Below are 19,283 nucleotides of genomic sequence, written 5' to 3'. Positions count from 1 at the left end.
GAACGAGGCAGCCAGCAAGTGAGGCCGAAAGCAGCTTGCGGCATGCTTCCGGCCCCCGTCGATCCGGGAGGAAGGGACGTTACACCCGGTCGGCCTCGTTGCGGTATCTCGCGCATAACCCCGAAAATCGCACCCGATTTTCGCTGTGAATCATGCGCGATCAAAGTGTTACAGCGTCGTTTGCCTGTCCGAGAGGACGCGCGACGCCGTAACCGTCGCCTGTTCCTTGATCCTGGAACCAGTCTAGCGCGACTTAGCTGAACGCCCGCCGAAGCCGCGGTTCATCTGCCGTTCATCGAGAAATCTTGAAATGCTTTCACGTGTTCCCCAAATGTCTGTTGCGGCCGCCAATGTCGGGGCCGCTGGCCTATCCGGAACGCCGTCACGGGTTTCGCACCGGCCATACGCAAACCTTGTTGCTCAACAGGAGAACACACTATGCGTCACGTTGATTTTTCCCCGCTCTATCGTTCGACCGTCGGTTTCGACCGGCTGTTCACCATGCTCGATTCGCTTGCGCAGCCTGAAAGTGCGCAGACCTATCCGCCCTACAACATCGAGCGCACTGGCGAGGATTCCTATCGCATCTCGATGGCGGTCGCCGGCTTCTCGGACGACGAGCTCTCGATCGAGGCTCACCGCAACGTCCTGACTGTCACGGGTGAGCGCAAGGAAGAGGGCAATGGCGAAGGCTCCGAACTGCTCTATCGCGGTATCGCCGGCAGGGCCTTTGAGCGCCGCTTCCAGCTTGCCGACCACGTTGACGTCGTCGGCGCCTCGCTGAGGAATGGCCTGCTCTTCGTCGACCTCAAGCGCAATATTCCCGAGGAGCTGAAGCCCCGCAAGATCGCAATCACCGCGTCTTCGGCGAAGGCCAAGCAGATCGAGGCTAACACCGCCGCGTAAGCCGCGTCACAAGACGCCTCAGGGACGAAGGGCGGCGCCTGGCGCCGCCCTTTTTTGGTGGATAAGGTGCCGCTATCCAGCAACTAGCTGGCCAAAGCGGTCGACCTCTTCGGCCGTGGTCGCAAAGCTGGTGACGAAACGGTAGAGCGCCTCGTCCTCGCCGATATGGCCGTCGAAGCCATGCGGCTTGTGCCAGTCGTAGAAGGCGGCACCGGCCAATTGCACCCGTTCAGCCTCGGCCTTTTTCATCACCGCGAACACTTCGTTCGCTTGCGGCAGCCAGGCCAGGCGAGCCGACGGGGAATCCTCGATCAGTGCAGCAAGGCGTGCTGCCGTAACGTTGGCGTGCCGGGCCGTGTCAAGCCACAGGTCGTCCTTGAAATAGGCTTCGAACTGCGCGGCGACGAAGCGCGATTTTGAGAACAATTGCGCCGCGCGCTTGCGCAGGAAGGCCAGTTCCCTGGCGCGGTCGAGATCGAATAGCACGATAGCCTCGGCGCACCAGCAGCCGTTCTTGGTACCGCCGAAAGAGAGGATGTCGACGCCGTGCTTCCAGGTCATCTCGGCCGGCGTCGTCTCTAGCGCGACCAGCGCATTGGCGAAGCGGGCGCCATCCATGTGCAGCGGCAGTTTGTGATGCTTGGCCATCGCCGAAATCCGGGCAATTTCGTTCAGTGTGTAGATGGTGCCGACTTCGGTCGACTGGGTGATCGACACCGCCATCGGGCGCCCGGAATGGACGATTTCAGGCGCGAATCTGCCCACCGCCCTGTCCAGGTTGTCCGGATCGATCTTGCCCAGCGCACCGTCGACGGGATAGAGCCGTGAGCCGCCGGTAAAGTATTCCGGCGCGCCGCATTCATCCTCAATGACATGCGACTCTCGATGGCAGAAGGAAATGCCGCCTGATTTGTTATAGGCGGTCAGCGACAGCGAATTGGCGGCGGTGCCGGTCGCCACGAAAAACACAGCGACCTCGCGCTCGAAAATTTCGTTGAAGCTCTGGTAGACAGCCTGGTCGAGGGCGCCGTCGCCATAGGCGGTGGAGAAGCCGCCGGCGTGGGCGGACAGGCCCGCGGCGATGTTGGGATGGGTGCCTGCCCAATTGTCGGAAGCGAAATTCATACGTTTGCCTGTGCTAGAAAAATCGATGCAACCTTGGCCGCTTTCGCATGCCGCTCGCAAGTGCCAAGCACCGGATACGCGGTAACGCCAGCGAGAGCGGAAAACAGGGCATACGGGCGAAGGTTGCGTTTTGGCGTGGCCGCGCGTAATTTTCTGTCGCGGACAGCCCAAGATTGTTGTGAATCGGTCTTGTGCCCGTACGTGATTTCTGTCATAAAAATTTAGGACAGTAGTGCTGTCTTATTTTGTCGCAGAAAACAGGCTGGATTGGCGTATCATTAGGCCTCTCCGGCCGCTGCCGCGAGCGACAGATAGACGGCCGGCTCTGCCCCGTACGATTACCGGATGCGAACCAGGCCGCCTGGTTCGGCAAGGATTTCGCAAGACGTGCCGTAAGGATGAGGGAAGCTCATGCGCTTCCCAACGGAAACCAGCGCCCTAAGGGCTGGGGATGGAGGACAGGACGATGACGGAAGTGACGCCATCTGCGACGAACGGCCCGGCCGCGCAGACGAAAGCGCCAGCCGTCAAAAATCGGTCCCGAACCAAAATTGAGCGAACCGACACCGGCTTCGCCGCGCACGGCCTGTACGATCCGCGCAACGAGCACGATGCCTGCGGCGTCGGCTTCATCGTCAACATGAAGGGCGTGAAGTCGCATCAGATCGTCAAGGACGGCCTTGCGGTGCTCGAAAACCTGACGCATCGCGGCGCCGTCGGCGCTGATCCGCTGATGGGCGACGGCGCCGGCGTGCTGGTGCAGCTTCCCGACCGCTTCTTCCGCGAGGAGATGGCCAGCCAGGGCGTCGAACTGCCCAACCCCGGCCATTACGCCGTCGGCCATGTGTTCATGCCGCGCGATCCTGAGCTTCAGGCGCATATCGAAGGCATCATCGCCGAGGTCGCGCAGCTCGAAGGCCAGCCGCTGCTCGGCTTTCGCGACGTGCCGGTCGACAATTCATCGCTGTCAAAGGCGCCTGATATCGCTGCTTCCGAACCGGTCCAGCGGCAGGTATTTCTGGGTCGCGGCGCCGAGATCGAGAGCGACGACGATTACGAACGGCGGCTCTACATCCTGCGCAAGGTCATTTCCGGTCGTATCCACGAGGAGACCAAGGGCGTCGACAATGGCTTCTACGTCGTGTCGATGTCATCGCGGACCATCGTTTACAAGGGCATGTTCCTGGCTTATCAGGTCGGCGCCTATTACAAGGATCTGACCGATCCGCGTTTCGAGACGGCGCTGATCCTGGTCCACCAGCGTTTCTCGACCAACACCTTCCCGTCGTGGAAGCTGGCGCATCCCTATCGCATGGTCGCCCACAATGGCGAGATCAACACGCTGCGCGGCAACGTCAACTGGATGGCGGCGCGTCAGGCTTCGGTCGATTCCGAACTGTTCGGCAACGACATCTCCAAGCTGTGGCCGATCTCCTATGAGGGGCAGTCGGACACCGCATGTTTCGACAATGCGCTCGAATTCCTGACGCAGGGCGGCTACTCGCTCGCTCACGCGATGATGATGCTGATCCCGGAAGCCTGGGCCGGCAACAAGTTGATGGATCAAGATCGCAAGGCCTTTTACGAATATCACGCGGCCCTGATGGAGCCGTGGGATGGGCCGGCGGCGGTGGCCTTCACCGACGGCCGCCAGATCGGCGCCACGCTCGACCGCAACGGGCTGCGCCCGGCGCGCTACATCGTCACCGACGACGATCGCGTCATCATGGCCTCGGAAGCCGGCGTGCTGCCGGTGCCGGAGGAGAGGATCGTCAAGAAGTGGCGGCTGCAGCCCGGCCGCATGCTGCTGATCGACCTGGAGAAGGCTCGCATCGTTTCCGACGAGGAGATCAAGTCGGAGATCGCGACCAGGCATCCCTACAAGAGCTGGCTCGCCAACACCCAACTCATCCTCGAAGACCTGAAGCCGGTCGAGCCGCGGGCGCTGCGCAGGGACGTCAGCCTGCTCGATCGCCAGCAGGCGTTCGGCTTTACCCAGGAAGACACCAAGCTGTTGATGTCGCCGATGGCGACCACCGGCCAGGAAGCGGTCGGCTCGATGGGCACCGACACGCCGATTTCGGCGATGTCGGACAGATCGAAGCTGCTCTACACATATTTCAAGCAGAACTTCGCCCAGGTCACCAACCCGCCGATCGACCCGATCCGCGAGGAACTGGTGATGAGCCTAGTGTCCTTCATCGGGCCGAGGCCGAACATCTTCGACCTCGTCGGCAATTCGCGTCGCAAGCGGCTCGAAGTGCGCCAGCCGATCTTGACCAATGGCGATCTCGAAAAGATCCGCTCCATCGGTCATACCGAGGACCGTTTCGACACCAAGACGATCGACATCACCTATGCTTCGAACGAAGGCGCGGCCGGCATGCAGGGCGCCATCGACCGGCTGTGTGAGCGCGCCGAGGCGGCGGTCGCCGGCGGCTACAACATCATCATCCTGTCGGACCGTCAGCTCGGGCCGGACCGCATCGCCATCCCGGCATTGCTGGCGACGGCGGCGGTCCACCATCATCTGATCCGCAAGGGATTGCGCACGTCGGTGGGGCTGGTCGTCGAGTCCGGCGAACCGCGCGAGGTGCATCATTTCTGCTGCCTTGCCGGCTATGGCGCCGAGGCGATCAATCCCTATCTCGCCTTCGACACGCTGCTCGACATGCATAAGCGCGGCGAGCTGCCGGCCGAGGTCGACGCCTATGAGGTTGTGTCCCGCTACATCAAGTCGATCGGCAAGGGCATTCTCAAGGTGATGTCGAAGATGGGCATCTCCACCTACCAGTCCTATTGCGGCGCGCAGATCTTCGACGCCATCGGGCTGAAGACCGATTTCGTGCAGAAGTATTTCACCGGCACCGCGACGCTGATCGAAGGCGTCGAGCTGGAAGAGATCGCGGCCGAGACGGTCAGCCGCCACGCTGACGGCTTCGGCAACGACCCGGTGCTGCGCAACAGCCTCGAGGTCGGCGGCGAATACATGTTCCGCATGCGCGGTGAAGCACATATCTGGTCGCCCGATGCGGTGGCCACCCTGCAGCACGCTGTGCGCCAGGGGTCGTGGGAGACGTTCAGGGACTATTCCGCTCAAATCGACAGCGAGACGGCGCGAGCGCAGAGCATTCGCGGCCTGTTCAAGATCAGGTTCGCCGAAGAAACCGGGCGCAAGAAGGTCGCGCTCGACGAGGTCATGTCGGCGGCCGATATTGTCAAGCGGTTCTCGACCGGAGCGATGTCCTTCGGCTCGATCTCCAGGGAAGCGCACACCACGCTGGCGCGCGCCATGAACACCATCGGCGGCAAGTCGAACACCGGCGAGGGCGGCGAAGAGGCCGACCGCTACCTGCCGCTGCCGGGCGGCGGCAAGAACCCCGAGCGTTCGGCGATCAAGCAGGTTGCCTCCGGCCGGTTCGGCGTGACGGCGGAATATCTGGTGAATTCCGATGTGATGCAGATCAAAGTCGCGCAAGGCGCGAAGCCCGGCGAGGGCGGTCAGCTGCCCGGTCACAAGGTCGATGCCACCATTGCCAAGGTCAGGCATTCGACGCCCGGCGTCGGCCTGATCTCGCCGCCGCCGCATCACGACATCTACTCGATCGAGGATCTGGCGCAGCTCATCTACGACCTCAAGAACGTCAATCCGGCGGCTGATGTCTCGGTCAAGCTGGTCTCCGAAGTCGGTGTCGGCACGGTTGCGGCCGGCGTCGCCAAGGCGCGCGCCGATCACATCACCATTTCCGGCTATGACGGCGGCACCGGCGCATCGCCGCTGACCTCGCTCAAGCACGCCGGCAGCCCGTGGGAAATGGGCCTTGCCGAGACGCACCAGACGCTGGTGCTCAACGGCCTCAGGTCGCGCGTCGCGCTGCAGGTCGATGGCGGCCTGCGCACCGGGCGCGACGTTGTCATCGGCGCGCTGCTTGGCGCCGACGAATTCGGCTTCTCGACCGCGCCGCTGATCGCGGCCGGCTGCATCATGATGCGCAAGTGCCATCTCAACACCTGCCCGGTCGGCGTCGCGACGCAGGATCCGGTGTTGCGCAAGCGCTTCAAGGGCACGCCGGAACACGTCATCAACTTCTTCTTCTATGTGGCGGAAGAGGTCCGGGCGCTGCTCGCCGAGATGGGCTACACCCATCTCGACCAGATCATCGGCGACACCGAACTCCTGGAGAAGCGGGCGCTGATCCAGCACTGGAAGGCGCGCGGGCTCGATTTCAGCAAGATGTTCTTCAAGCCGGATGCGCCGCATGAGGCGGTGCACTGGACCGAGCGGCAGAAGCATCCGATCGACGACGTGCTCGACCGCAAGCTGATCGAGTTGGCCAAGCCGGCGCTCGAAGCCAGGCAGCCGGTCAGCATCGAGCTGCCGATCCGCAATGTCGACCGTTCGACCGGCGCCATGCTGTCGGGCGAAGTGGCAAAGCGCTTCAGGCACAAGGGCTTGCGCGAGGACACGATCTCGGTGAAGCTCACCGGCACCGCCGGCCAGTCCTTCGGCGCCTTCCTGGCGCGTGGGGTTTCGTTCGAGCTGGTCGGTGCCGCCAACGACTACGTCGGCAAGGGCCTGTCGGGCGGGCGCATCGTCATCCGCCCGCCTGAGAACACGAAGATCGTCGCAGCCGAGTCGATCATCGTCGGCAATACGGTGCTCTACGGCGCGACCGAGGGCGAGGCCTATTTCTGCGGCGTCGCCGGCGAGCGTTTTGCGGTTCGCAATTCGGGCGTCGCTGCCGTCGTCGAAGGTGTTGGCGACCATGGCTGCGAGTACATGACCGGCGGCATTGTCGTCGTCATCGGCCAGACCGGCCGCAACTTTGCCGCCGGCATGTCGGGCGGCGTCGCCTATGTGCTCGACGAGGTGGGTGATTTCGCCGAGCGCTGCAACATGGCGATGGTCGAACTGGAACCCGTTCCCGAGGAAGACGACCTGATGGAGAAACTGCTCCATCATGGCGGCGACCTCGACCACAAAGGCCGCGTCGACGTGTCCGGCGACATGACCAGCCATGATGAGGAGCGGCTCTATCAGTTGATCTCGAACCACGTTCATTACACGGGTTCGGTGCGCGGCCGCGAGATCCTCGACAACTGGGCGACTTTCCGGCCGAAATTCCGGAAGATCATGCCGGTCGAATACCGCCGCGCGCTGATCGAAATGGAACGCATGCGCATGGGCGTTGCGGCGGAATAGGCTTTGGGAGTTGCCGGGAAGCCAGGCTTCCCTGTCGACGCCTTCATCAACAATCCTAGCCTCGGTCTGAAGGTTGCCATGGCTGCCTTATGAGGTTAACGGGTGCGTCTTCGAGCGCGCCATCTGGACAGCAGGGACTGGACTATGGGCAAGGTAACAGGGTTTCTCGAGATCGACCGGCAGGTGCACAAGTACCAGCCGGCTTCCGACCGCATCCGGCATTTTCGCGAGTTCACGCTGCCGATGTCGGACAAGGAGGTCGAGAAACAGGCCGCGCGCTGCATGGATTGCGGCATTCCATACTGTCACGGGCCGACCGGCTGCCCGGTCCACAACCAGATCCCGGACTGGAACGACCTCGTCTACAATGGCGACTGGGACAATGCGATCCGCAACCTGCATTCGACCAATAATTTCCCGGAATTCACCGGCCGCATCTGTCCGGCGCCTTGCGAGGAAGCCTGCACGCTGAACCTCGAGGACATTCCGGTCGCCATCAAGACGATCGAGCAAGCAATCGCCGACAAGGCCTATGAAACCGGTCATATCCGGCCCTATCCGCCGGAAAGGAAAACCGGCAGGCGCGTCGCAATCATTGGCTCGGGGCCGGCCGGCATGGCGGCCGCCCAGCAGCTTGGCCGCGCCGGTCACGACGTTCACGTCTATGAGCGCGAGAGCCGGCCGGGCGGGCTGATGCGCTACGGCATCCCCGACTTCAAGATCGAGAAGCACTATATCGACCGGCGCATCGAGCAGATGCAAGGCGAGGGCGTGAGCTTCCATTGCGGGATCAATGTCGGCGTCGACAAGCCGGTGGCGGAGCTGCTCGCCGAATATGATGCGGTGCTCTATTGCGGCGGTTCGGAAACACCGCGCCCGGCCAACATTCCCGGCGACGATCTCGACGGCGTGCATGATGCGATGCCCTATCTGGTGCAGCAGAACAAGCGCATCGGCGGCGAGCCGATCCAGTCGGTGGCGTGGCCCTCGCGGCCGATCGTCGCCGGCGGCCAGCATGTTGTCGTCGTCGGTGGCGGCGACACCGCATCCGACTGCGTCGGTACCGCCTTCCGCCAAGGCGCCGTTCGTGTCACCCAGCTCGACATCCGGCCGCAGCCGCCGGAAAAGGAGGACAAGCTTTCGGTCTGGCCCTACTGGGCGACGAAGATGCGCACCTCGTCCTCGCAGGCGGAAGGCGCCGAACGCGAGTTCCAGGTGGCGACGCTCGAATTCATCGGCGAGGACGGCGCGTTGACCGGCGTCAAATGCTGCGAGGTCGATGAAAAGCGCAAGCCGATCGCCGGCACGGAATTCGTCATCCGCGCGGATCTCGCCTTCATCGCTATCGGCTTTGCTGGGCCGGCCGCGGTCGGGCCAGTGTCGGAACTGGCTGGCCAGATGAAGATCGCCATCGACAGCCGCCGCTCGAACAACGTCGAGGCCAATGATCGCGACTACAAGACCAGCGTCGAAAAGCTCTATGCAGCGGGCGATGTGCGCCGCGGTCAATCGCTGGTCGTCTGGGCGATCCGCGAGGGCCGTCAGGCAGCGCGTTCGATCGACGAGGCGCTGATGGGATCGAGCGTGCTGCCGCGCTGAGACCGTTTGGAAACGCTACTCCCGCGGCCATCTGAGGGCGCTTTGCCCTTCAGGTGTCCCGGGGGCAGGTTTACGGACGATCGCCGTGGTCGTTTCGGTTGTGGCCGCGGCCGCAGGCTGCCGCCTTGGCGGCCAAGAAAAATCGTCGGCGCGGCCGGGCGAAGCAGCGGGCGCCTTGCCCTCGACGACGAATTTTTCACCGGGCCCGGCTTGGCCGGCGCTGCGGCACCGAGGAGTTCCGAACCGCCGTCGAGTGCCGGTGATTTCGAGTCGGCGTCGGTAGCCGGGGCGGCGGCCTCAGTCTTTTCGTTCGAGGGTGGACTACGCTACTGGCCCAGTACCGGCAAGCATCGAAGGACCTTTACAATCATAAAGGTACGTCACCGGTCTCGCGGCTCACCTATGACGATCTAGACGCGCATTCGAGTGAAGTCTTCTTCAACGCGATCCACAATCCGACTGGCATTTTCGTAAAGGCCTCCTCGGTGCCGGCGGCATCAGGGAGGGTTTTCTCATGACGAGGACTTCTTACGGAAATGGGGGGCTACTCAAACACATTCAGTGATCAGCGCGGGGGCGGCGTCAGCTATTTCACCGCCGATCTTGGATATAATTTCTTGAACGCGCCGCGCTACCGCATCGGTGCTTTTGTTGGCAACAATTTCTGGCACGAGAGCTACGACGCTTTCGGTTGCACGCAGCAGGCGACCAACTGGAGGACCTGTGTGCCAACCGTCCCGACCTACGTCAACCTCATCAGCCAGGACAACGATTGGCATTCGCTGCGACTCGGCTTGGCCGGGCAGACGCAACTCACCGCGCGACTCAGCCTTTCTGGTGACGTGGCGTTCCTCTTCACGCGGCTCGACGGCAAAGATCAGCACCACATGCGCCCCAAGATCAAGCTAATTCCCGAAGACGGCGATGGGCATGGCGTCCAGCTCGAGGCGGTGTTGAACTACAAGGTCACGGATTTGTTCAACATCGGCGTCGGCGCCCGCTACTGGGCCGTGGCGAATAACGGCACGGCTCATTTCGAAGAGGCAATGGGCGGTCGTGGTTCCCCGCAGGCCGACGATTGGAAGGCAAAGCGCTACGGCGTGTTCGTGCAGGCCAGCATCAAGTTCAACTGAGAGAGCAAGAACCGGGGAGAGCGGCGATGCCACTCCAGCTCATTACGATCATTGGATCAACAGAAGGAAGTTTTCCGAAGAGTTCTGCAGGCGTGCGCAAAGTCGCCAGACAAAGTTCTCTGGTCCATAGTGTACGTGCCGTCACGCCCGTTCTCGACATGGTTGAATGATACGTCCCGCGCGATAGATCAAAGTCGTTCTTCATTGGTTTTCCGGAAATCGCGGGAGCACAGCGTGCAGTGACCCTCGGCTGCTGGTTTTCTGTCAACGCGCAGATGAGGGAGAATGAGCGTACAGCAAAAATCATCAGTGCTGTCGCTTTCGCCAAAGCCCGCCGCAGCTAAACGGGGCCCCACGTCCGGTAGCGCCCCTGCCGGTCACCTCACGGATGCCGAGTTCGGCACCAGCCCGAGCGCAGCACGCTGGCTAATTTTCAGCTCGGCCGCGACCAGACCTGCCGACACCAGCGGCCGCGCCAGCACCAGCTCGATCAGCGCCGGCAGGCTCGAGTTTTTGCGCCGGTTCCTGAGCCGGCGCTCCATCTGGCTTTTGGCCAGCGCCTGGATGATTGCAAGGCTGAAACAGTCGATGGAACGCCCCTCCAGCGAAGCCGAACCGGACGAGGCGCGCGCGCCAGGTCCTTCGGCTGCCATCGGCACGCTGGGTTTAAGTGCTTGGGGTGACACGGCGTGATCTCCGCCGTTGGCGGGAACAGGCGGTAGAACAGCTGGATGTTCTCAAATGCATGCGGGATTGCCCAGATCTGGCCGCCCTCCCCCGTTGCGATCTGACCGGCTTCCATCTTCCAGGTAAGCGCCGCACGCAGGCTCGGGAAGGAGTCGTTGTAGTCGTATCCAGCATCGGGTAAAAACGGGTAACCGGCACTTAAAGGCGTTGTAGTGTCGCCACCAGAAATACTGCTCCGTGGTGCTGGCCTTTGCGTGGGGGCGCAACACGGCAACTACCCGCTCAAAACGGTTGGTCCTCTACCTCTTATTCACCGTCGCTTTCCTCGCGGCCTAACCCGGCCGGAATATCCGTTGCCAGAAAAAGGCCTCGCGGCCGGTTCGAGGCGCATCCCTCCTCCGAAGCAGCACGCTCAAGTATCGTCACAAGCCCCGAGCGCTTCGCGTTCGGCGATGTCCAAATTCCGACAATGTCGGATACAGTCAGATCTACTGGATTGCGTTTGAATGGTTTTCTCATTTGGCACAGTACATGCGGGTCATCCGCAAAACACGTGACCGACCAACAAGAATTCGCATGATCACCTTACCACAACATACAGCCGCCTCGGAACAATCACTTGGCCCCTGATCGCCCGCCCCGGCACCACAACCGGAGTCATCGATGTTCTGACGGGCTGCCCTAGGATACCTGCTGCGACAGGGCTTGCCCTGGTGACGACCACTCCGGCTCCGCCGGTTACCGACGAGGGCAACGTGACGGATTTCCTGCTTTTCAACGGCATGGAGGTGGCTGTCATTCCCGACCACCGAAGCGAGCGACAAATTCTATCTCAACGCCGAGCAAGAGCTGGTGTTCGCCGATGAAGACAGCCCGGCCTTCATGGCAGGCGCATTCGAGTTCCTGTCCGCGCTGTGGCTCGATGAAGAAAAGGTGAGGCAGGCATTCCGTCCGGCAATGGCGTCGGGTGGCACGATCATAGCGCGTGTCTGTTTCGCGGTACGGAACGGTTCTTCCGTCCAGGCTACAATGCCAATCTGATCGACTCCTGGCTGCCGGCCTTGGAGGGCGTCGTCGAGAAGCTCGAACGCGGCGTGGACGTCGCGGATGTTGGATGCGGTCATGGTGCATCGACCGTGCTCATGGCACAGGCCTTCCCCAATTTCGCGCTTCGTCGGCTTCGACTATCATGCCCCTCCGATTGAGCGCGCCCGCAAGGCGGCCGAGGTAGCCGGCGTCGGCGTCAACACGCGGTTCGACGTCGCCGCCGCCAAGAGCTATCCCGGAACCTACGACCTCGTCACATTCTTCGATTGCCTTCACGACATGGGCGACCCGACGGGCGCCGCCACCCATGTCCACGGATCGCTCAAGCCGGATGGCACGTGGATGATCGTCGAGCCGTTCGCGCATGATCATCTGGCGGCGAACCTCAATCCCGTCGGACGCGTTTACTATGCCGCTTCCACGTTCGTGTGCACGCCCGCGTCCGTGTCGCAGGAAGTCGGGCTCGCGCTTGGAGCCCAGGCCGGTGAGGCGAGGCTGCGCAAGGTGGTGACCGGTGGCGGCTTCAAGCGATTGCGTCGCGCCGCGGAGACACCGTTCAACATGGTGCTGGAGGCCCGCCCTTAGCGTGGCCGTCGCCAGAAATTGCAGCTCATCGCATTTGATGAAGATCACCGCCAAAATCCGGACGCATCGGGCTTTTCAAGGCGTCTGGGTTCACGCAGAGGTCGCTGCCGAGCCGCCTTCTCTAAACCACTGAAGTCGATGTCCGGCGGCAGATTCTTTCCCTCTCTGCGGCCACAAGGCGAGCAGCCTCGCTGTAGGCGTCTTCCCGCCCAGTGCTTTCTCGACCCGCCGCGGTGGGCTGATCGTCTCGGATCGTCATCAAAGCGGTGGACGCCGGTGCGAAGTCTGGGCATGGAGATCGGCACCTCCGAGGTCGAGCGGATCTGCTAAAAGCGCCAGGAGCGGCACGCGACCAGTGGCCTATTTACGACACGATGGGCTTCCACCTTCGCAATACGCTCGGTGAGTGTCATCTGGATAGCCTCATCGTGTTTGCAGCTTCACGACGCCTTACGACGCAACGCCGTTTGGTATCCAAGCCATTGGTGGATTTCAGCGGCTATACGCTCGGCATGCGCGGTGACTTCGGGAATTCCCATCAATTCGCCAACGCTGCCGCGCGCCAGCGGCCCGCTGACGAAAATGCTGTCGGTCGGTCGGCCGGAAGTGCTGACCGCACGGCCTTGGCTGTCGGTCGCCAGGCCAAGGCCAATCGGGTCTAGCCGGACCAGTCCCATTCGCCCGAGATCGGCAATTGCTGTGTTGGTCCGGAAAATATCGGCATGCGCCGGCCCGGTCGTGACGACCACCCTGTCGAACGTCTCGGTTGTCTGAGTGGGTTGGCGCCTTGGCCGCAGCGTGACCCGAATGCGCCCGTCGACCTGCTCGGCGCCGACGATCGATGCGGCGCGATAGGCGAGCATGCCTTCGGCAACGCGGCGATCGAGCACGTCCGCGACCTGTGGCGCGATGCGGAAGCGATGCACATCCCACAGCGTGCGCAAATGGCGCACGAGGCGGCGTTGCTCGTCGAGCGGCAGGGCCTGCCAGATGATTTGTCCCTGACGTCGGACGGCATCGAGGACCGGGTGCCAGTCTTCGCCCCGACGCTTGGCATCTAGGATCGTGGCCCGGATGCGTCTGAGCATCACTGTTGCGCTGCGTGAAGGCAGACTGATGAAATCACCAATCGGGTCGCCCGGGAGCACCGCGTGGCTGCGCGAACGATAACCATGACGTGACAGCGCGACGATGCGGCTACGATGCCCATTGCGGTCCAGCGTGGCAATGATATCCGCCGACGTCAATCCAGTGCCGACTACGAGCACTTGGTCGTCGCGGCCGATCGCTTGCAGCCCTCCGAGATCATAGGGATTGGCCACCAGCCGGGCAGCAGCAGCCACAGACCGCAGGGCCGATGGCAAGGCCGGTGGCGGATGCGTCGCCGCAATCACTAGGGCGTCGGCTGCGAGCGTCCTTCCATCAGCGAGAATCAGGATGTAGCCCTGGCCACTAAGCTCGACTGACGCGACGGCGGACCTGACATGACGGATCACTTTGCCGAACAGAAAGGGTTGGAGATAAGATTCCACGTAGCGCCCGAAAACGCGTCGTTGTGGGTAGAGTGCTCCATTTGCGGCAATAGCCTCGGCATCGTCGAGAATCGCGCCGGTCTGCTCCAGCCAATCGGCAAAGTGGCTGTCCTGGCCGGAGATCAGCGTCATTCTCGACGCCGGCACATTGATGCGGTGTGAAGGATCGGCCGTCGAGTAGGCCAGACCATAGCCGAGCCCCTCTCTGGGCTCGACGACCACGATATCGGCAGCACCGGCGGGCAGCAGCCGCGCAAGATGAAACGCGGTCGCCGCACCGGAAAAGCCGCCACCGATGATGGCTACGACCGGTCCCCTGCCCAAGTCTCTGGCGCTCAAGACTGACTCGCGCGCAGTGCCGAAGGCCGATGGTCGCCGGCCACCGTTTCGCCGAACGGTCCCATGTTCACTGCCGTCGGGCGCGTCGAGATTTCATGATCGAGCGGCAACAACGGCAACACCAGTTCGCCAAATCGATAGGCCTCCTCCAGATGCGGATAGCCGGACAGGATAAAGCTATCGATGCCAATGCGCCGGTATTCGTCGATCCGTTCCGCAACTGTCGCCGCATCGCCGACCAGGGCGGTGCCGGCGCCGCCGCGCACCAGGCCAACGCCAGCCCACAGGTTCGGACTGATTTCGAGCTTGTCGCGGCGGCCGCCATGAAGCCGGCTCATGCGCGACTGGCCGACGGAATCCATGCGCGCGAAAACCTTCTGCGCCTCGGTTATCGTGTTGTCGTCCAGGCGGCTGATCAGGCGGTCGGCATCGGCCCAGGCCTCATAATTGGTCTCGCGGACGATGACATGCAGCCGGATGCCGAAGGTCACCTGGCGCCCGGCTTTCTCGGCAAGACCGCGCACATAGGCAATCTTTGCCGCGACGTCCGCCGGCGGTTCGCCCCAGGTCAAATATTTGTCGATCTGTTCGGCGGCGACCGCGTTAGCGGCATCGGACGAGCCGCCGAAATAGAGCGGCCGATGTGGCGTCTGCACGGGCGGAAACAGTAGGCGACCGTCCTCGATACGGAAGTGCTTGCCTGCGAACGCTACGGTCTCGCCGCGAAGCACCGCCTTGTAGATGTCGAGGAATTCCCGCGTCACCTCATAGCGCTCGTCATGGCTGAGGAAGATGCCGTCGCCCTTGTTCTCGACCGGATCCCCGCCGGTGACGACGTTGATGAGCAGCCGTCCGCTGGAAATGCGGTCGAGCGTCGAGGTCTGCGCGCGGCTAGCGTCGGCGATTGCAGGCCCGGCCGGACGGCGACAAGGAAGCGAAGCCGCTGCGTCAGCGGTGCCAGCGCCGACGCCACGACCCAGCTATCTTCGCAACTGCGTCCTGTCGGCAGCAGCGCGCCATAGTAGCCGATGGCATCGGCGGCTTTCGCGACTTGGGTGAGATAGGGCAAGTCGACCGCCCTGCCCCCCCTCTGAGGTGCCGAGATAGCGGCTGTCGCCATGAGTCGGCAGAAACCACAGGACCTTGATCCTGTCGGGAGTGGCAATGCTCATGAATGGTCCTCTGTGATTTGGAGGCGCTTCGCTCAGCTCCAGGCATGGAGCGGCGGATTTACGTCGTTGAGGTAGTAGTTGCCGAGGATCGCGTATTTCCAGCGCACCGGATCGTGCAGCGTGTGGGTGCGGGCGTTGCGCCAGTGCCGGTCGAGATTGTGCTCGGCCAGCGTCGAGCGTGTGCCGGCGAGCTCGAACAGCTTGTTCGTGGCAATGATGGCGATCTCTGTCGTGAGGATCTTGGATTCGGCAACCGCGATCTGCGCTTCCGCGACGGTCTTCTCGTTCGGGTCGGCCACGGCGAGATCTACCGCAAGCCCGGCCCTTTCCAGAACCGCCTCTGCCGCGTTGGCCCGCAGGCGAAGGTCGCCAATCGCCTGGATCGTATAAGGATCCTGCCAGGCATGATCGACGCCGCTGTCGATCCAGGCGCGCGACTTGGTGCGCACGAAGCCGACAGTCTCGTCGATCGCCGCCTTGGCGATGCCGAGATCGACCGCGGCCTGGATGATCTGGAAGATGGCGCCGTCGGCCGTCGGCCTGTCATAGCCCTTGTAGCCGGGGACAAGATGCGTTTTGGGCACCTTGACATTGTCGAGCAGGACCGTGCCGGACAAAGTCGTCTTCTGTCCGAAGCTCGACCAGTCGTCGATCACCGTCAGTCCGGGCGCGCCGCGATCGGCGATGGCATACCAGGCGCGCCCCTCGTCATCGAGCGCCACGATCGGAACCAGATGGGCAAGCAGAGCACCGCTCGAATAGAATTTCTGGCCGTTGACCACGACATGGTCGCCGGCGTCGACGAACTTTGTCTCGAAGTCGGCCGCGCGCTTGGAGCCGAACTCGGAGAACGCGTTGCCGAAGCGCGTGCCGGACAGCACCTCAGCGAAAAGCAGCTTCTTCTGCGCCTCGTCGGAGACGGTGCGGATAGCGGCGACGACGCCAAGATGGTTCTGCGGAATCTGGCCGAGCGACGGATCGGCCGCCGAGATGATGGTGATCACCTTCGACAGGGTCACATAGGAGAGCTCCGGCCCGCCATAGGCTTTCGGCACGTTGATCGACCACAGGCCGCTCTGCGAAAACGCATCGAGCTCTTCCTTCGGCCAGATGCGTTCACGATCCCGCTTGGAGGCATCCCTGGCGAATTCGGCGGCGAGTTTTTCGGCGACAGCGATTGCCTCGGCATCGGCCTTGATCACATGCGCCTTGGCAGAGGGTCGTTCGACCGGCGGGACGGCACTGCGGCTATCCGACGCCTGCCTGGATTGGATGGTCATGCTGCTGTCTCCTTGGGAAAATGTTGCGGTGGAAGCGGCGCGCCGCCGAGGTAGTAGGTTTTGATATCGGTGCGCTGGCGCAAGTCGGCAGCCGATCCTTCCAGCACGCTGACGCCGTTCTCGAGCACGGTGGCGCGGTCGGCGTATTTCAGCGCGACCGCCGAATTCTGTTCGGCAACGAGGATCGAAAGGCCTTCGTCGCGGTTGAGCCGTTTCAGGGCGCTGAAGATCTCGTCGACGATCAGCGGTGCCAGCCCCATCGACGGCTCGTCCAGAACAAAGAGTTTCGGCCGCGACATCAGACCCCGGCCGATAGCCGTCATCTGCTGCTCGCCCCCGGAAGTGAGGCCGGACCGGGTTCGCCGCTTCTCGGCGAGCCTTGGGAAAAGTGAATAGACACGATCCAGGTCCGCCTTGACGCCCGTGCGAGAGGACGAGCGTCCGAGCGCGCCGGTGAAGAGGTTCTCTTCGACCGTCAGCGAGCGGAAGCAATGCCGGCCCTCGAGGACTTGGACAAGGCCGCTGCGGACTAGGTGCGAGGGGCTTGCCCTTGAAACATCCTCGCCACCGAAGGTGATCCGACCGGCGGTAATGGCGCCGCGCTCGGCCGGGAGGAGATTGGATACGGCGCGCAGCAGTGTCGTCTTGCCGGCACCGTTGGAGCCGAGCAGCGCGACGATCTCGCCCCTGCCAACCAACAAGTCGACGCCGTGTAGGGCGGCGATGGCGCCGTTGTAGACAGCCTCCACGCTGCTAACTGACAGTATCAGGTATTCCGGGATGGACATCGATGACTCCGCTCGGGAAGGTGGATGGCGCGGCCGGCCAGATTTGTCGGCCGCACCATACCAAATTCAGTTGCTGACCACCGCGTCGGCGTCCTCGGCCGTGCGGATCTTGATGCCCTTTTCCTTGGCATACGCCTCGGACGACTTCTCGATGATCGGACGCAGCAGCTTCCAGTCGGGAGCGATCCAGTCGGAGACGACATTCCACTTCTTGCCGTCCCATTGCTGGAAGGTCACGTAGCCGTCACCCTCGTGATTGTCCCAGGAGACGTTGATCGAGTGGAACAGGTCCTTGGCGCCGAGTGCCTCGACGCGCGCCGGATCGAGCTTGAGATGCTCGAAGCCCCAACGCACTTCGTCGCCGGTCAGCGTGCGGTTGCCGAACTTGGCCTGTGCGATGCGGACCGCCTCGACATTGAGGATGCCATTGACGATGCCGAGATTGTGGTAGACCGAGCCGATGCGGCTTTTGTCCTCGAGATTGCCTTTGCCGTCGCCGTAGACCGTTTTGACGATCTCCTGGACCACCGGATACCGCTCACCCGAGGCCTGGGTGGTGATGGCCGTATAGCCCTTGGCGGCATCGCCGGCGGGGATGACATCCTCTTCGGAATTCGACCAGACATTGCCTATGATGTGATCGGCCGGGAAGCCTGTCTTCTGCGCGGTCTTCAAGGCGACGGGGTTCATCACGCCCCAGCCGCGCAGCACGACATAGTCAGGATGCTCGCGCCGGATGGTCAGCCACTGCGCCTGCTGCTCGTTGCCGGGATGCGGCACCTCGATCTGCGACAGCTCGAAGCCGTATTTCTGCGACAGCAGCTCATAGATCGGGATCGTCTCCTTCCCATAGGGCGAGCCGTGATAGAGCACGACGATGTTCTTGCCCTTGAGCTTGTCGAGGCCTCCTTCCTTGGACGCGATGTAGTTCACGATGCCGGAGGTCTCGCTGTAAGGATTGAGCAGCAGCGGGAAGACGTAAGGGAACACCCGCCCGTCGGTCGTGTCTGTGCGGCCGTGGTTGATGGTGATCAGCGGCACCTTGTCGTCGGTGATGCGATCGATCATGGCATAGGCGATGCCGACCGAGAGTGGATTCCAGGCAGCGATGCCGGGATTGCTCTTCAACCGTTCATACACCTCGACGCCCTTCTCGACCTCATATTGCGTCTCGCCTTCGCTCCAGGCCAGCTTGGCGCCATTGACGCCGCCGTCGCGGATGTTGATCAGGTTGAGATAGTCGATGAAGCCACCGAAAAAGCCGGTTCCGCCGGCCGCATACGGACCGACACGGTAGCTCTGCAGGGGAAAGTATTGTTCTTCGGCGTGAACCGCCGTCGCGCCGAGCACGAAGGCCGTGGCGATCGCCGCTTTTCTTAGGTGACTGAAGAAGGTCATTGCTTACGTCTCCTGATGGGTTGGTCCGAGCGGAGGAGGAAGTTGAGCGGCAATCAGCTGGACCTTGAGCCGATCCGTCGTTTGAGGCGGTCGAAGAGGGCCGACAGCCCGCTCGGTTCCGCGATGAGGAAGATGATGATAATGGCGCCGAGCACGATGCGCTGGCTCATGTCGAGAACGCCCGAATCGAACAGGCCGCCGAACAGGAATGCGCCGAGCCGGGACAGAAAGAGCGGGAGGACAACGATGAACGCCGCACCAAAAACGCGCCACGGATCGAGGCCAGCCCGCCGATGATGATGATGAACAGGATCTGGAATGAGCGGTCGAGATTGAAGCCTGCCGGCTCGACGGTGCGCAGATAGGTGAAGGCCCACAGCACGCCGGCGATACCGATGATGAACGACGAGATGGCGAACGCCAGAAGCTTGGTTCGCAGCACCGGCACACCGATGACGCGTGCGGCGGTTTCGTTGTCCCGCACGGCGA

General features: G+C 62.6%; 12 protein-coding genes and 4 pseudogenes. 6 read left to right on the top strand and 10 right to left on the bottom strand.

Features of this window, described 5'->3' with window-relative positions:
* Positions 1-438: 438 nt before the first annotated feature.
* Positions 439-906, top strand: coding sequence for an Hsp20 family protein (locus EOA86_RS01610; RefSeq protein WP_127208998.1), 468 nt, complete (start codon positions 439-441; stop codon positions 904-906).
* A 72-nt stretch (positions 907-978) separates the two neighbouring features.
* Here the strand turns inward: EOA86_RS01610 and EOA86_RS01605 are convergent, their stop codons facing one another.
* Positions 979-2,031 carry a low specificity L-threonine aldolase gene (locus EOA86_RS01605; protein ID WP_127208997.1) on the bottom strand — a complete coding sequence of 351 codons (1,053 nt, stop codon included), beginning with the start codon at positions 2,029-2,031 and terminating at the stop codon, positions 979-981.
* Positions 2,028-2,246 carry a hypothetical protein gene (locus EOA86_RS39240; RefSeq protein ID WP_206629944.1) on the bottom strand — a complete coding sequence of 73 codons (219 nt, stop codon included), beginning with the start codon at positions 2,244-2,246 and terminating at the stop codon, positions 2,028-2,030. The genes EOA86_RS01605 and EOA86_RS39240 overlap by 4 nt, the downstream gene beginning before the upstream one ends.
* A 251-nt stretch (positions 2,247-2,497) precedes the next feature.
* Between EOA86_RS39240 and gltB the strand changes: the two genes are divergently transcribed.
* Entirely contained in the window at positions 2,498-7,234 is a 4,737-nt protein-coding gene (gene gltB / locus EOA86_RS01600) for a glutamate synthase large subunit (RefSeq protein ID WP_128340518.1), read from the top strand.
* Between the two features lie 144 nt (positions 7,235-7,378).
* Positions 7,379-8,833 (top strand): glutamate synthase subunit beta, encoded by a 1,455-nt coding sequence (locus EOA86_RS01595; RefSeq protein WP_128340517.1) that lies wholly within the window; start codon positions 7,379-7,381, stop codon positions 8,831-8,833.
* A 15-nt stretch (positions 8,834-8,848) separates the two neighbouring features.
* Here the strand turns inward: EOA86_RS01595 and EOA86_RS39875 are convergent.
* Positions 8,849-9,093 (bottom strand): annotated as a pseudogene (locus tag EOA86_RS39875) (hypothetical protein); the annotation flags it as partial.
* Between the two features lie 276 nt (positions 9,094-9,369).
* Between EOA86_RS39875 and EOA86_RS01585 the strand changes: the two are divergent.
* Both EOA86_RS01585 and EOA86_RS38380 read left to right on the top strand, forming a co-directional pair.
* The gene (locus EOA86_RS01585) at positions 9,370-9,966 is read left to right on the top strand and encodes an omptin family outer membrane protease (RefSeq protein ID WP_091600473.1); all 597 of its coding nucleotides are present in this window, start codon (positions 9,370-9,372) and stop codon (positions 9,964-9,966) included.
* 26 nt (positions 9,967-9,992) lie between these two features.
* Positions 9,993-10,136, top strand: coding sequence for a hypothetical protein (locus EOA86_RS38380; RefSeq protein ID WP_164783973.1), 144 nt, complete (start codon positions 9,993-9,995; stop codon positions 10,134-10,136).
* A 207-nt stretch (positions 10,137-10,343) separates the two neighbouring features.
* On the opposite strand, the gene EOA86_RS01580 is transcribed toward EOA86_RS38380, so the two are convergent.
* On the bottom strand, positions 10,344-10,652 hold the full coding sequence (locus EOA86_RS01580) for a helix-turn-helix domain-containing protein (RefSeq protein WP_236473435.1): 309 nt from the start codon (positions 10,650-10,652) through the stop codon (positions 10,344-10,346).
* Positions 10,653-11,463: 811 nt separating this feature from the next.
* Between EOA86_RS01580 and EOA86_RS01570 the strand changes: the two are divergent.
* Positions 11,464-12,285, top strand: a pseudogene (locus EOA86_RS01570) (class I SAM-dependent methyltransferase); the annotation flags it as partial.
* Between the two features lie 440 nt (positions 12,286-12,725).
* Here the strand turns inward: EOA86_RS01570 and EOA86_RS01565 are convergent.
* From EOA86_RS01565 to EOA86_RS01540, 6 genes and pseudogenes are all read right to left on the bottom strand, one after another.
* A complete protein-coding gene (locus EOA86_RS01565) occupies positions 12,726-14,156 on the bottom strand; it encodes an FAD/NAD(P)-binding protein (RefSeq protein ID WP_091600474.1) in 1,431 nt (476 codons plus the stop codon).
* Positions 14,153-15,328, bottom strand: a pseudogene (gene ssuD, locus EOA86_RS01560) (FMNH2-dependent alkanesulfonate monooxygenase). Before ssuD ends, EOA86_RS01565 begins: the two are co-directional and overlap by 4 nt.
* A gap of 32 nt (positions 15,329-15,360) precedes the next feature.
* Positions 15,361-16,608, bottom strand: coding sequence for an SfnB family sulfur acquisition oxidoreductase (locus EOA86_RS01555; protein WP_128292927.1), 1,248 nt, complete (start codon positions 16,606-16,608; stop codon positions 15,361-15,363).
* Positions 16,605-17,396 (bottom strand): ABC transporter ATP-binding protein, encoded by a 792-nt coding sequence (locus tag EOA86_RS01550; protein ID WP_128292925.1) that lies wholly within the window; start codon positions 17,394-17,396, stop codon positions 16,605-16,607. The genes EOA86_RS01555 and EOA86_RS01550 overlap by 4 nt, the downstream gene beginning before the upstream one ends.
* A gap of 66 nt (positions 17,397-17,462) precedes the next feature.
* Positions 17,463-18,794, bottom strand: a complete 1,332-nt coding sequence (locus EOA86_RS01545; RefSeq protein WP_091600477.1) for an ABC transporter substrate-binding protein — start codon at positions 18,792-18,794, stop codon at positions 17,463-17,465.
* A gap of 53 nt (positions 18,795-18,847) precedes the next feature.
* A pseudogene (locus EOA86_RS01540) lies at positions 18,848-19,283 on the bottom strand (branched-chain amino acid ABC transporter permease); the annotation flags it as partial.

The sequence above is a fragment of the Mesorhizobium sp. M5C.F.Ca.IN.020.32.2.1 genome, assembly GCF_004023105.1.
GTDB lineage: Bacteria > Pseudomonadota > Alphaproteobacteria > Rhizobiales > Rhizobiaceae > Mesorhizobium > Mesorhizobium wenxiniae.
This window is presented reverse-complemented; position numbering and strand designations above follow the sequence as displayed.